This is a genomic window from Streptomyces sp. NPDC005492, from assembly GCF_040605995.1.
Lineage (GTDB): Bacteria > Actinomycetota > Actinomycetes > Streptomycetales > Streptomycetaceae > Streptomyces.
Map to the genome: position 1 here is coordinate 119,494 of NZ_JBEXDX010000024.1, position 13,089 is coordinate 132,582.

Here is a 13,089-nt window from a genome sequence, read left to right on the forward strand (position 1 = left end):
GGCGGGGAGCGCCCCCTGCGCCGCGGGGCCCCGCCTCAGCCCTGTCCGCCGAGGCCTTGTGCGGCCCGCGTGAACGCCGTGATGAGGGGTGAGCGGCGGGCCGCCTCCCAGGCGAGGATCACCTCGTCGGGTGCGGCGTCGGTCACGGGCACGTAGGTGATGTCGGGGCGGGAGTACTGCTCGGCGACGGAGGCGGGGACGAGGGTGATGCCCGCTCCGGATGCCACGACCTCGAACTTCTCCTCGATGCTGCGGATCGGCACGTCGTCGGGCCCGGGGTCGTTGTAGCGCAGCCAGGTCTCGTCGTCGAGGTCGGCGAGCACGAGGTCCTGCTTGCCGGCGAGCCGGTGGTCGGCGGGGAGCATCGCCACCCGGGTCTCGGTGAACAGGGGGAGCAGTGCGAGTCCCTGTTCGCGGACGGGGCGGCGCAGATAGGCGAGGTCGACGGTGCCGTCGAGGATCAACTGCTCCTGGTCGTCCCATTCGACCCGGCGGGCCTTGACCTCGATGTCGGGGTGGGCGGCGGCGAAGGCGCGCAGGGTGTGGGTGATCACGACGCCCGCCCGGAAGCCGACGACGAGGCGGTGCGGGCCCCGCGCGGACCGGTGCACCCTGCGCCGTGTGGCGTTCGCGGAGGCGAGCAGGGCCCGTCCGTCGTCGAGGAGTTGACGGCCGGGCGCCGTCAACGTCACTCCGTGGCTGTCGCGTTCGAAGAGCGTGGCGTCCAAGTCCTTTTCCAGGGCCCGGATCTGACGGCTCAACACCGGTTGCGCGATGTGCAGTCGCTCGGCCGCGCGACCGAAGTGCAGCAGCTCGGCCACCGCCACGAAGTAGCGGACCTTCCGCAGGTCGAGGTCCATGGGTGCCGCTCCTTCCGTGTCGCGTCGGCGATGCCTTCAGGGTATCGCCACCGTCGAAAGAGGTCTTGGACGGCGCCGCGGCGCCGGCCGCAGGCTGGATCGCGTCACAGCAGCACGAAAGGGGCAGGTCATGGAATTGCGAGGCCAGCGGATCGTCGTTATCGGCGGAACGGCGGGTATCGGGCTCGCGGTCGCGGAGGCGGCCGCGCGGGAGGGCGCCCGGGTGGTGGTCGCCTCACGGCGGCGGGAAAGCGTGGACGCTGCGCTGAAGCGGCTCCCGGAGGATGCCGAGGGCCGGGTGCTCGACGCGAGCGACGAGGACGCGGTGCGGGCCTTCTTCGGGGAGCTCGGCGGCTACGACCATCTGGTGTACACGGCGGGTGACGCGCTGCTGATGGAGTCGCTCGCAGAGTCGGATCTCGGGCGGGCCCGTGCCTTCCTGGACACCCGGCTGTGGGGTGCGTACACGGCGGTGAAGTACGGTGCCGGGTCGATCAGGGAGGGCGGTTCGGTGGTCCTGACCACGGGGACCGCCGGACGCAGGCCCCTGCCCGGCACGAGCGTCGCCTCCGCGCTGTGCGGGGCGATGGAGTCGCTGACCCGGGCGCTGGCCCTGGAACTGGCGCCGCTGCGGGTCAATGTGGTCGCGCCCGGTGTGGTCCGTACCGAGTTGTGGCGGGAGATGGACGACGAGGACCGGGACGGGCTGTTCGAGTCCGTCGCCGGGTCGCTCCCGGTCGGCCGGATCGGCGAGCCGGAGGACATCGCCGAGGCGTATCTGTATCTGATGCGCGGCGGCTACACCACCGGTTCGACGGTGGTCGTGGACGGCGGCACGGTCCTCGTCTGACCGCCCGGCCGTACGCCTCAGCCGCCTGGCGTGAAACGCACCTCCGCCGCACTCACCACCGTGCCCAGTCGCGGGAAGTCGAGCTTCACGGAGGCCTGGTGCTCGGCGGCGGTGAACGCGCTCATGGCCTCCTCGACGAAGACGAGTTGGTAGCCGAGGTCTCCGGCGGCGCGGGCGGTGGACTCCACCCCGAGGTTGGTGGCGATCCCGCCGAACACCAGCGTGGTGACGCCCCGTTCGCGCAGGCGGTCGTCAAGTCCGGTGCCCTGGAAGCCGCCGATCGTCCGCTTCACGATCTCCAGGTCGGCCGCGCGGGCCAGTCCGGCCGCGAGTCCGCTGCCGGCGGGTTGTTCGGCGATGCCCGGGCGTTCGACCCGGATCAGGACGACGAGGGCGCCGGCGGAGCGGAAGCCGGCGGCCAACTCCGCTGCCACGGCGAGGACTTCGGTGCCCATGTACGGTTCGAGCGGCAGCGCGACGATGCGGTCCATCAGATCGACGAGGACCAGGGCGGTGCGCTCGGGGTCGAGGGCGAGCCGGGGTTCGGGAGTCTGCGGTGGGGTCATGACGGAACGTTAGCTGTCGTCAGCCGTCCGTGCCGGAAATCCGGATCAACAGGTCCATGAACCGCTCGCGTTCGGCCGCCGACAGCGGGGCGAGGAGTTGCTCGTTGGCGGCGCGGGCCGCCTTCTCGCAGCGCTTCAGCAAGCGTGCGCCCTCCGTCGTGAGCGAGACCGCGTTCTTACGGCGGTCCTTCGGGTCCGGCTCCCGTACGACGAGGCCGGTGGACTGGAGGTCGTTGAGGACGCCGACCAGGTCCTTGGGGTCGAGCCCGACACCGCGGCCGAGGTCGGCCTGGGCGACGGGGGCGAGGTCGCGGACGGCGGAGAGCACCACGTGGTGCCACATCTTCAGGCCTTCGGCCGCCAGGGCGTCGGCGACGAGGGCCCGGCCGCGCGCGGCGGCCCGGCCCAGGAGCCAACTGGGGAGGGAGCGGATCGCGGGGAGGGGTGCTTCGGCCATAAGTCCACCCTACCCAGAAATCATTGGACTTCCCAACGATATCGTGAATACCATTGGGCCTCCCAACGGTTCTCCCCACCGTTCCTGGAGGTGCGATGCGTCGCGTCCGGTACGAGTCCACCGGCGGCCCGCTGTTCCTGGAGGAGGTCCCCGTCCCTGAACCGGGTCCCGGTGAACTCCTCGTCCGCGCCGAGGCGATCGGGGTCACGCTCCCTGTCGTCCGCAAGGTCACCGAGGCCGCCGAGCCGGTCCCGCTCGGCGGCGAGATCGCGGGCGAAGTGGTCGCCGTAGGACAGGGCGTGGCCCGCTTCCGGGCGGGTGAGCGGGTGACGGGGCTGTGCTTCGGGCACGGTTACGCCGACTTCGCCGTCCTCCACGAGGCCATGGCCTCCCCCGTGCCCGACGACGCCTCCGCCGTCGAGGCCGTCGCGCTCGTCCGCAGTGGGCTGGTGGCCCTGGGCGCGCTGGACGCGGCTCGCCCCGAACCCGGCGAGGCCGCGCTGATCACGGGCGCGGCGAGCGGGGTCGGACATCTCGCCGTACAGATGGCGAGGATCCGGGGCGCGGGGCGGGTCGTGGGCGCGGTCTCCGATCCGGCGAAGGGCGACTTCGTGCGCGCCCTGGGCGCCGACGAGGTGATCGCCTACGACGGGCTGGGCTCGGGCGACCCTGTCGACTACGTACTGGACGCGGTGGGCGGCGAGTTGCTCACTCCGGCCGTGGCGGCGCTCGTCCCGGGTGGGCGGCTCGTGGCGTACAGCTCGGGTGGCGGGACGATCCAGGCGTACGACGTTCTGGTGGGCGCCAAGTCCGTGATCGGGTTCCAGATGGCGCGGATCGCACGGGGAAAGCCGGAGATGTACGAGCGGTGGCGTCAGGAGCTGTGGCGGTTGTTCTCGCGGGGCGCCCTGAAACCGGTGGTGCACGGGGAGTTCGGGCTCGCGGAGGCGGCGAAGGCGCACGAGGTGATCGCGTCGCGGAGCAACCTCGGCAAGGTGGTGCTGCGCCCCTGAGCCAGTCCTGGCCAGGCTGACGATCCCTCACCGACGTGTCGGTACGGCGGACTTGGGGGACGACGGCCGCTGCACGCTTCTTGTGAGGCGCCCGAGGCGGCAACTAACGTCTGTGACACGCCCGTTGGACGTGGGATGTCCGGATGTCCAGACGAATGAAGGGCAGGTCGCTCCATGCCGTCAAGGCTTCGCGCACGTCTGAGATCCACCCTCACCGCCGCACTCACCCTGGCCGCGCTGCTCATGCTCCCGAGCCACGCGCACGCCACCGCCCAAACCACCTCCCCCGCACCGGAGTTCGACCAGCAGGTCATCTTCAAGGCTTCCCAGGACCCGGGCTACGCCTGCTTCCGCATCCCCGCCATCGTCAAGACGAACGACGGCACCCTGCTCGCGTTCGCCGAGGGCCGGGTCCTCAACTGCGGTGACGCCGCCGACATCGACATCGTCGTCAAGCGCTCCACGGACGACGGCCGCACCTGGAGCCCGTTGCAGGTCGTCAGCGACGGCGGCGGTGACACGCACGGCAACCCCGCCCCCGTCGTGGACCGCAGGACGGGTCGCATCCTGCTCGCCGAGACGTACAACACGGGCCGTACGGACAGCGCCAGTTGCTCGGTCCCCTGCGACCGCACCCCGCACATGCAGTACAGCGACGACGACGGTCTCACCTGGTCGCAGCCGCGTGACCTGAGCGACGAGATCCTGCCCCCGAACTGGAACTCCTGGTACGCCACCGGCCCCGTGCACGGTATCCAGCTGACGCGCGGACGGCACAAGGGCCGGCTCGTCTTCGGCGTCAACACCGAGACCTGGGATGGGAGTCGGGTTACAGCCAACAACGCGGCACTGATCGTGAGCGACGACGACGGCGACCACTGGAAGATCGGCGCCACCGACTCCTGGCCGATCGCGGCCGACGGGACCTGGCGGCAGAAACCGTCCGAGGTGACGCTCACCGAGCGCACCGACGGTTCGATCCTGGTGAGCGGCCGCGAGCAGGACGGCACCGACCTCGGCCACCGCACCCAGGCGGTCAGCCGCGACGGCGGCGACAGCTTCACCGCGCCCTTCCACGACCTGCCCGACCTGTACGCCCCGCAGGTGCAGTGCTCGACGCTCGGCGTCGGCGCCCGCATCCTGCTGGCCTGCGACGCCGACCCGGACCGCCGCCGGACGATGATGATCCGCTCCTCCTACGACGGTGGCCGCACCTGGGACAGCGTCGACCGCGGCACGGTCGTGACGACGGACTGGTCGGGCTACTCCGACATGGCGCGGATCGACGGCGACACCGTGGGCCTGCTCTACGAGGGCGGCGCGGTGACCGCCACCGACGAGATCCGCTTCGCCCGCTTCAACGAGGCCTGGCTGCAACCGCGTCGAGGACCCGACCCGACCACCGCCGACCTCGCCCCGCACGCGAAGCGCGCCGCGGTGCTCGGCGGCGCCGAGGAGACCGACGGTGTGTCCGGCGGCGCCCTGTCCTTCGACGGGGTCGACGACGCCGTACGGCTGCCGTACAGCGATCGACTGCCCCTGGGGACAAAGGACTTCACGGCGTCCCTCTGGTTCCGCTACACCGCGACGACGGGTGATCAGCCGTTCCTGTGGATGGGCGGGGTCGGTACCACCCAGCCGCAGGTCTGGCTGCGCGGCGAGCCCGCCGGGAACCACGTCCGGGCACTGATCACCACCCGCGACGGCGCGACGGCCGTCCGCACCACCTCGGTCGTCGCCGCCGGCGCCTACAACGACGGCCAGTGGCACCGGGCCGTCCTGCGGCGCGGCGGCGGGCAGTTGACGCTGTCCGTGGACGGTACGACGGTGAGCACGGCGGACATCGTGGGCTCCGTGAGCCGCAACTCGCCGTTCGGTGTGCACATCGGCCAACGCATGGACAGCATGCAGTACTTGACCGGGTCGATCGACGAAGTCCACGTCTGGGACCGGCTGTTGACGGACGACGAGCTGGCCGCGCAGCACCCGCCCACCGCCGGGACCGTGCTGTGGCTGCCCATGGACCATGTGAGCGGCAGCCACTAACGTCCCGTGCGTGCCCGAGGACCGACGAGCACGACAGCGGACGGGAGCCGGGGTCGGCCTGCTGCTGACCCTGGCTCTCGCGGCCGTGCTGCTCACCGCCCTCCCGAAGGACCACGCCCGGGAGGGCGGCGGCGCGTGCGCGGCCCGTACGGTGCGCTCCTGGTCCGCCGACGCCAAGCTCACCAACTCCTTTGCCGCGTACGGCGACGACGAGACCCGCGCCGACGACTGGACCGGCGGCGACGGCACCCACTCGGTGCGGCTGCCGGACGGCCGGGTGCTGTGGCTGTTCTCCGACACCTATCTCGGCCAGGTGCACGGCCCGCCCAACCCGGTCGGCGAGTCGTACGCCTGGCGGGACACCACCGCGCCGCTGGTGCGCAACTCGGCGGTCGTGATGCGGGACGGGCGCCCCCAACTCACCCTGCCCGCCCCGCTGTTCCCCGATCCGGCGCCGAACGAGTGGCGTTGGCCGGTCGCGGCCCGGGTCGAGCCCCGCTCCCCCGGCTCGGCCGAGTCCGTCGTACGGGTGCTGCTGTGGACGCGTACGGCGGGACCGTATCCGTGGATCTACGGCGTGCCGACCGCGACCGAGGTCGCCACGCTGTCGCTGCCGGATCTGCGGGTGGAGTCGATCGTGAACGTCTTCGACCAGTGGCTGGTCCAAGATCCTTCGCAGCGGGTGCAGTTCGGGACGACGGCGGTCGTGGCGGGCGGCTGGACGTATGTCTTCGGCGGGAACGACGCCCAGGCCGCGGCCCGGCCGACCTCCTCGGCGTATGTGGCGCGGGTGCCGCGGGGGCGGCTCGGGGAGCCGGGCGCGTGGGAGTTCTGGGACGGCTCGGCGTGGACGGCCCGGGCCGGGCCGCGACCGGTGCTCGGGGACGGGCGGCGCACGGGGGTGGGCAGCGCGTTCTCGGTGGTGCGGGACGGCGGGGCGTACGTCCTGTTCACGATGGCCGCGGGCAGCCGGGGGCTGACCACCGTGACCTCGTACTGGGCCTGTTCACCCGTCGGGCCGTGGCACGGGCCGGCCAGGAGCTTCAGCCCACCGCTGCCGCCGGGGCAGGTCGCCGCCTACAACCCGCAGGCGCACCCGGAGTTGGGCGGCGACGGGCGGATCGTCCTCAGCTACGACGTCAACTGGCTGGACGCGACGGCCACTTCGGCCGCGCTGAACCTCAGCCGGAACGTGTCCCTGTACCGACCGCGGTTCGTGACCCTGCGGTTGGGGCCGCCGTCTCGCTGACCTCCGGCTGCGGATCGCGGGCGCGGCGCTTGGCGATGACCGCGCACACCATCAACTGCATCTGGTGGAAGAGCATCAGCGGCAGCACCGCGAGGGAGGCGTGGGCGCCGAACAGGACGCTGGCCATGGGAAGTCCGGAGGCGAGGGACTTCTTCGAGCCGGCGAACTGGATGGCGATCCGGTCCTCCCGGTCGAAGCGCAGCGCCTTGGCGCCGTACCAGGTCAGGGTGAGCATCACGGCGAGGACGACGGCCTCGACGGCGAGGAGCGCGGCGAGGCGGAGGGCGCTGACCTGGTGCCAGATGCCCTGGACCATGCCCTCGCTGAACGCGGTGTAGACGACGAGGAGGATCGAGCCGCGGTCGACGTAGCCGAGGACCTTCTTGTGCCGCGTGATGAAGCCGCCGATCCAGCGCCGCAGCACCTGCCCGGCCAGGAACGGCACGAGGAGTTGCAGCACGATCTTGACGACGGAGTCCGCGGAGAAGCCGCCCGCGTTGCCGCCGAGCAGGGCGGCGGCGAGCAGCGGGGTGACGACGATGCCGGCGAGCGAGGAGAAGGAGCCGGCGCAGATCGCGGCGGGCACGTTGCCGCGCGCGATCGAGGTGAACGCGATCGACGACTGGACGGTCGACGGGACCAGGGTGAGGAAGAGCAGCCCCTGGTAGAGGGGGTGGGTGAGCAGCACCGGGACCAGGCCCCGGGCGGCCAGGCCGAGCAGCGGGAAGACGACGAAGGTGCAGGCCAGGACGGTCGTATGCAGTCGCCAGTGCTTGAGCCCGTCGAGTGCTTCACGGGTCGAGAGGCGGGCGCCGTAGAGGAAGAAGAGGAAGGCGATCGCGGCCGTGGAGGCGCCCGAGGCGACGTCGGCGCCCGTGCCTCTGGCGGGGAGGAGTGCGGCGATGCCCACCGTCCCGAGCAGCAGCAGGATGTAGGGGTCGATCGGCATCCGACTCGGCCATCGCAGGCGTTTCACTGTGCTCCACTACTTCGCTGTACGTCCGCCGTCCGGCACGGACTCGTGCCCTCCCATCTTCCTCTTCCGCCCCTTGATCGGGAATCCGTCATACCGCTCTGACTGTCATCACGTTTCGCGATGAGCGGCTACCGTGGTGTGCGTGTACGACCTCTCCCACCTGCGTACCTTCCTCGCGGTGTCCCAGACCCTGAGTTTCACGCAGGCCGCGCGGCGGCTCGGACTGCGCCAGTCGACGGTGAGCCAGCATGTGCGGCGGCTGGAGGACGCGACGGGACGGCAGCTCTTCACCCGGGACACGCACTCGGTGGAGCTGACGGAGGACGGCGAGGCGATGCTCGGCTTCGCGCGCCGGATCCTGGAGGTGCAGGAGCAGGCGTCGGCGTTCTTCACCGGCACCCGGCTGCGCGGCCGACTGCGCTTCGGGGCGTCCGAGGACTTCGTCCTGACCCGGCTGCCGGAGATCCTGGAGGGCTTCCGCTACGACCATCCCGAGGTCGATCTCGAACTGACGGTGGAGCTGTCCGGGACGTTGCACGAGCAACTGGCGGCCGGGAAGCTGGACCTGGTGCTCGCGAAGCGGCGGGCCGAGGATCCCCGGGGCGAACTGGTCTGGCACGACAAGCTGGTGTGGATCGGCGCGGAGCGGCTCCGCCTGGACGCGGACCGGCCGGTGCCGCTGATCGTCTATCCGCCGCCGGGGATCACGCGGGCGCTCGCGATGGAGGCGTTGGAGCGGCAGGGGCGGGCCTGGCGGATCGCCTGCACGAGCGGGAGCCTGAACGGGCTGATCGCCGCAGCCAGGGCCGGACTCGGAGTGATGGCGCACTCGCGGGGAATGGTTCCGCCGGGGCTTTTGCGGATGCCGGAGCGGGCGGGGCTGCCGGAGCTGGGCGAGGTCGACTTCGTACTGGTGCACGGGCGGCGCCGGGCTTCCGCGCAGGGGGCGGCCGAGGCGCTCGCGGGGGCGATTCTGGCGGGCGGGGACCGGCTGCACCGGCGCTGAGGGCTTCGGTGCCGCCGTAGCCGCCGTATCTGTCGAGTGACGGAATCCGCCGCGCGGACGCTGATCGGAGAGGAGACGACATCACCCGGGTGATGTCGCCGGGCTGGGACGCCAGGGGTAATCGGGTCGTACAGATTCAGTGGAGATTACGGGGCCGAAACCTACGGAACCGTAAGGATTTCTGTCCGACCCTTCCCCTTGTGCGGGCATTTTCCGTCGCTGACCAGTGCGGACGTGAGGACTGCTCGGTTTGGCACCCCCTCCCGCCCGTCGGTCCGGTGGGGTAGCTTTCACCGCGCTGTGGGGAGTGCCAACAGGAGCGGGGAGCGGGGTTTGCGCGAGTTCAACAACCCTCCGTTGGCGTTGGCACCGCCGGTGGGCGGTCTGGCCGACGTCGTCTTCCAGCGTGCCCAGGACGACCCCCTCCATGTCTCCCTCGGCCGCAAGGACGAACTGGACGAATGGCGGGACGTGACCGCCGCCGAGTTCCGCGACGAGGTCCTCGCCCTCGCCAAGGGCCTGCTCGCCCGGGGCGTCCGCTTCGGCGACCGGGTCGCGATCATGTCCCGTACCCGTTACGAGTGGACGCTGTTCGACTTCGCGCTGTGGACGATCGGCGCCCAGGTGGTGCCGGTCTACCCCACGTCGTCGGCCGAGCAGTGCTTCTGGATGCTGCACGACGCGCAGGTGTCGGCGGCCATGGTCGAGCACGAGGACCACGCGATGACCATCGCCACCGTCATCGACCGCCTTCCCTCGCTGCACCAGCTCTGGCAGCTCGACACGGGCGCCGTGCAGGAGCTGTACGACGCCGGCGCGCACATCGAGGACGAGGTGGTGCACCGGCACCGCCAGGCCGTCACCCCGGAGTCGACCGCGACGATCATCTACACCTCGGGCACCACGGGCAGACCCAAGGGCTGTGTCATCTCGCACGGCAACTTCATGTACGAGGCGGACACGGTCATCGATCGCTGGGAGTCCGTCTTCCACTCGAAGAAGGGCGACGAGGCGGCGACGCTGCTGTTCCTGCCGCTCGCGCATGTCTTCGGGCGGATGGTGCAGGTCGCGGCGATCCGCGGCGGGGTCCGCTTCGGCCACCAGCCGCAGCTCAACGCCGCCGCCCTGCTGCCCGACCTGGTCGCCTTCAAGCCGACGTTCATCCTCGCCGTGCCGTACATCTTCGAGAAGGTCTTCAATGCGGCCCGCCGCAAGGCCGAGAAGGACGGCAAGGCCGGGCCGTTCGAGAAGGCCGTGGACATCGCGGTGAGGTACGCGGACGCGATCGAGGCGAAGGCCTGGGGCATCGGCCCCGGCCCGTCCGCCGGTCTGCGGATGCAGCACCAGCTCTTCGACAAACTCGTCTACTCCAAGGTGCGGGCCGCCATGGGCGGCCGGATCCGCAACGCCATGTCCGGCGGGTCGGCCATGGACCGCCGCCTCGGACTGTTCTTCGCGGGCGCGGGCGTGCAGATCTACGAGGGCTACGGCCTCACCGAGTCGACGGCGGCCGCGACCGCCAACCCGCCCGAGCGGACCCGCTACGGCACGGTCGGCCAGGCCATCCCCGGCGTCACCGTGCACATCGCGGACGACGGCGAGATCTGGCTGCACGGGGAGAACGTCTTCCAGGGCTATCTCAACAACGAGAAGGCCACCGACGAGACCCTGCACGACGGCTGGCTCGCCACCGGTGACCTGGGCGCCCTCGACGAGGACGGCTATCTCACCATCACCGGCCGCAAGAAGGAGATCCTGGTGACCTCCGGCGGCAAGAGCGTGGCACCCGGACTCCTCGAAGAGCGCGTGCGGGACCATCCGCTGATCTCGCAGTGCATCGTCGTCGGCAACGACCGCCCCTACATCGCCGCCCTGGTCACCCTCGACCAGGAGGCCGTCGAGCACTGGCTCACCATGCGCGGCAAGCACCGGATGACCCCCGCCGAGCTGGTGCGGGACGCCGATCTGGAGACCGAGGTGCGGCGCGCGGTGGTCGCCGCCAACACCCTGGTGTCCCAGGCCGAGTCGATCCGCACCTTCCGGATACTGGCCCAGCCGTTCACCGAGGAACACGGTCTGCTGACCCCGTCCCTGAAGCTGAAGCGCAAGGCCATCGAGAACGCCTACGCGGGCGAGGTCGAGGCGCTGTACCGGGCCTGAGCGGCCGTAGTCGGGGTACGCGGTCGGGTGCCGGCGCTCGCACGGATGTCACGGTCAGGAATGCGGTACGGCCCGTGATCGTTGACGATGTGAGTACCACCCGACGACTGAAGGATCGAGAGCCAGTGAGCAGCAAGGTCCCCCCGATCATCCTCAACAACGGTGTCGAGATGCCCCAACTGGGCTTCGGTGTCTGGCAGGTGCCGGACGACGAGGCGGAGCGGGCGGTGGCCACCGCCATCGAGGCCGGGTACCGCAGCATCGACACGGCGGCGGCCTACGGCAACGAAGAGGGCACCGGAAAGGCCATCGCCGCGTCCGGCGTCCCGCGCGAGGATCTCTTCGTCACCACCAAGCTCTGGAACAGCGACCACGGGTACGACTCGACGCTGCGCGCCTTCGACGTGTCGCTGGAGAAGCTCGGCCTGGAGTACCTGGATCTGTATCTGATCCACTGGCCGACCCCGGCCCGGGACAAGTACCTCGACAGCTACAAGGCGTTCGAGAAGCTGTACGCCGACGGCCGGGTGCGCGCCATCGGCGTCTCCAACTTCGAACCCGACCACCTGGCCCGGCTGATCGCTGAGACGTCGGTGATCCCTGCGGTCGACCAGATCGAACTGCACCCGCAGCTCCAGCAGCGCGCGGCGCGCGAGTACCACGCGGAGCAGGGCATCGCGACCGAGGCCTGGTCGCCGCTCGGCTCGGGCAGGGGTCTGCTGGAGGTGCCGGCGATCGTCGCCATCGCGCAGAAGCACGGCCGTACCCCGGCCCAGGTCGTGCTGCGCTGGCACATCCAGCTCGGCAATGTGGTGATCCCCAAGTCCGTGACGCCGTCGCGGATCAAGGAGAACATCGAGGTCTTCGACTTCAGCCTGGACACCGAGGACCTCGCGGCGATCAGCGCGCTCAACGAGGACCGGCGGCTGGGCCCCGACCCCTCGACGTTCAACGAGGCCTGAGCCGACCGGCCCCCAGGACAACCGTTCGACCGACGCACCGCGAAGGGCCCGGAGCCCGCCTGCTCCGGGCCCTTCGTGCACCTTGGTTCGTACCAGGGCCTTGACGCGGGCATGTCGATGGGGCCACCTTGTTGCGCACCCGGTAAGGAAACTTTCCTAACAGAAGGGTCCCCCACAGTGCGCATGCGAACACTGACCCTCGCCGCGGCCTCAGGTGCCGCGCTGCTCGCCGCCGGAGTGCTCCCCGCGAGCGCCTCCGGCGCCACCCCCAAGTCCGCCCAGGAGGGCTCGGTCAGCGCGGCCGACCTGCTCTCCAAGGTGACGTCCTGCTCGCAGATATCGAACGGCAAGTACCGCACCGACGACGAGACGTCGGCCACCATCCCCGTGTGCGGCAAGAACGGCGCCGTGTTCTGGAAGGCCGACATGGACATCGACTGCGACGGCCAGCGCACCTCGAACTGCAACGAGAACGCCGACCCCTGGTACCAGGACGACACCGCGTTCCACCAGTCCGACGGCCAGCCCCTGAAGGCGGATTCACTGCCGTACATCGTGGTGCCCAGCTCCAGCAGCATCTGGAAGTACTCCAGCTACGGCATCAAGGGCGGCGGTGTGGTCGCCGTGATCTACAACAACAAGGTCGAGTACGCCGTCGTCGGCGACACCGGCCCCACGAACATCATCGGCGAGGCCTCGTACGCCACCGCAAAGGCCCTCGGCATCGACCCCGACCCGGCGACCGGCGGCGCCGACTCCGGCGTGACGTACATCCTGTTCAAGAACTCGACCGTGTCCCCCATCGAGAGCCACAGCGCGGCGGTATCGCTGGGCGACCAGCTCGCGAAGCAGTTCCTGCAGAACAACTGAGCCCAGGAGTGGGAGAAGGGCCCGTTGCCGCGACCGGTCGCGGCAACGGGCCACACCCCTACGTCAGGTGGGCG

General features: G+C 70.6%; 12 protein-coding genes. 8 read left to right on the top strand and 4 right to left on the bottom strand.

All coding sequences use genetic code 11. The features are described 5' to 3' along the window. Positions 1-35: 35 nt before the first annotated feature. The gene (locus tag ABZT04_RS28585; protein ID WP_356059858.1) at positions 36-860 is read right to left on the bottom strand and encodes a LysR substrate-binding domain-containing protein; all 825 of its coding nucleotides are present in this window, start codon (positions 858-860) and stop codon (positions 36-38) included. Positions 861-990: 130 nt separating this feature from the next. Here ABZT04_RS28585 and ABZT04_RS28590 point away from each other — a divergent pair, with 130 nt between their 5' ends. Then, positions 991-1,710 (top strand): SDR family oxidoreductase, encoded by a 720-nt coding sequence (locus tag ABZT04_RS28590; protein WP_356059859.1) that lies wholly within the window; start codon positions 991-993, stop codon positions 1,708-1,710. A 17-nt stretch (positions 1,711-1,727) separates the two neighbouring features. On the opposite strand, the gene ABZT04_RS28595 is transcribed toward ABZT04_RS28590, so the two are convergent. Then, complete coding sequence (locus tag ABZT04_RS28595) at positions 1,728-2,276, bottom strand: isochorismatase family protein (RefSeq protein WP_356059860.1); 549 nt, start codon at positions 2,274-2,276, stop codon at positions 1,728-1,730. 19 nt (positions 2,277-2,295) lie between these two features. Next, positions 2,296-2,733 (bottom strand): MarR family winged helix-turn-helix transcriptional regulator, encoded by a 438-nt coding sequence (locus ABZT04_RS28600; RefSeq protein ID WP_356059861.1) that lies wholly within the window; start codon positions 2,731-2,733, stop codon positions 2,296-2,298. Positions 2,734-2,828: 95 nt separating this feature from the next. Between ABZT04_RS28600 and ABZT04_RS28605 the strand changes: the two genes are divergently transcribed. The 3 genes from ABZT04_RS28605 to ABZT04_RS28615 all read left to right on the top strand — a co-directional run bounded on the left by ABZT04_RS28605 (position 2,829) and on the right by ABZT04_RS28615 (position 7,041). Continuing rightward, positions 2,829-3,746: a zinc-binding dehydrogenase gene (locus ABZT04_RS28605; RefSeq protein ID WP_356059862.1), complete on the top strand. Its 918-nt coding sequence runs from the start codon at positions 2,829-2,831 to the stop codon at positions 3,744-3,746. A 174-nt stretch (positions 3,747-3,920) separates the two neighbouring features. Next, positions 3,921-5,792, top strand: a complete 1,872-nt coding sequence (locus ABZT04_RS28610; RefSeq protein WP_356059863.1) for a sialidase family protein — start codon at positions 3,921-3,923, stop codon at positions 5,790-5,792. A 10-nt stretch (positions 5,793-5,802) separates the two neighbouring features. Beyond that, a complete protein-coding gene (locus ABZT04_RS28615; protein WP_356059864.1) occupies positions 5,803-7,041 on the top strand; it encodes a hypothetical protein in 1,239 nt (412 codons plus the stop codon). Here ABZT04_RS28615 and ABZT04_RS28620 read toward each other — a convergent pair. Continuing rightward, entirely contained in the window at positions 6,974-7,990 is a 1,017-nt protein-coding gene (locus tag ABZT04_RS28620) for a bile acid:sodium symporter family protein (RefSeq protein ID WP_356059865.1), read from the bottom strand. The two genes, ABZT04_RS28615 and ABZT04_RS28620, sit on opposite strands and share 68 nt — an antisense overlap. A gap of 169 nt (positions 7,991-8,159) precedes the next feature. Here ABZT04_RS28620 and ABZT04_RS28625 point away from each other — a divergent pair, with 169 nt between their 5' ends. The 4 genes from ABZT04_RS28625 to ABZT04_RS28640 all read left to right on the top strand — a co-directional run bounded on the left by ABZT04_RS28625 (position 8,160) and on the right by ABZT04_RS28640 (position 13,015). Continuing rightward, positions 8,160-9,023: a LysR substrate-binding domain-containing protein gene (locus tag ABZT04_RS28625; RefSeq protein ID WP_356059866.1), complete on the top strand. Its 864-nt coding sequence runs from the start codon at positions 8,160-8,162 to the stop codon at positions 9,021-9,023. A 333-nt stretch (positions 9,024-9,356) separates the two neighbouring features. Beyond that, positions 9,357-11,183 (top strand): long-chain fatty acid--CoA ligase, encoded by a 1,827-nt coding sequence (locus ABZT04_RS28630; protein WP_356059867.1) that lies wholly within the window; start codon positions 9,357-9,359, stop codon positions 11,181-11,183. 125 nt (positions 11,184-11,308) lie between these two features. Further along, a complete protein-coding gene (locus ABZT04_RS28635) occupies positions 11,309-12,145 on the top strand; it encodes an aldo/keto reductase (RefSeq protein WP_356059868.1) in 837 nt (278 codons plus the stop codon). Positions 12,146-12,322: 177 nt separating this feature from the next. After that, the gene (locus ABZT04_RS28640; protein WP_356059869.1) at positions 12,323-13,015 is read left to right on the top strand and encodes a glycoside hydrolase family 75 protein; all 693 of its coding nucleotides are present in this window, start codon (positions 12,323-12,325) and stop codon (positions 13,013-13,015) included. Positions 13,016-13,089: the final 74 nt, after the last annotated feature.

Bases quoted from the DNA above. Each gene is read 5' to 3' on its own strand.
- ABZT04_RS28600 (WP_356059861.1), bottom strand. From the start codon at position 2,733: ATGGCCGAAGCACCCCTCCCCGCGATCCGCTCCCTCCCCAGTTGGCTC.
- ABZT04_RS28620 (WP_356059865.1), bottom strand. From the start codon at position 7,990: ATGCCGATCGACCCCTACATCCTGCTGCTGCTCGGGACGGTGGGCATC.
- ABZT04_RS28590 (WP_356059859.1), top strand. From the start codon at position 991: ATGGAATTGCGAGGCCAGCGGATCGTCGTTATCGGCGGAACGGCGGGT.
- ABZT04_RS28585 (WP_356059858.1), bottom strand. From the start codon at position 860: ATGGACCTCGACCTGCGGAAGGTCCGCTACTTCGTGGCGGTGGCCGAG.
- ABZT04_RS28605 (WP_356059862.1), top strand. From the start codon at position 2,829: ATGCGTCGCGTCCGGTACGAGTCCACCGGCGGCCCGCTGTTCCTGGAG.
- ABZT04_RS28610 (WP_356059863.1), top strand. From the start codon at position 3,921: ATGCCGTCAAGGCTTCGCGCACGTCTGAGATCCACCCTCACCGCCGCA.
- ABZT04_RS28595 (WP_356059860.1), bottom strand. From the start codon at position 2,276: ATGACCCCACCGCAGACTCCCGAACCCCGGCTCGCCCTCGACCCCGAG.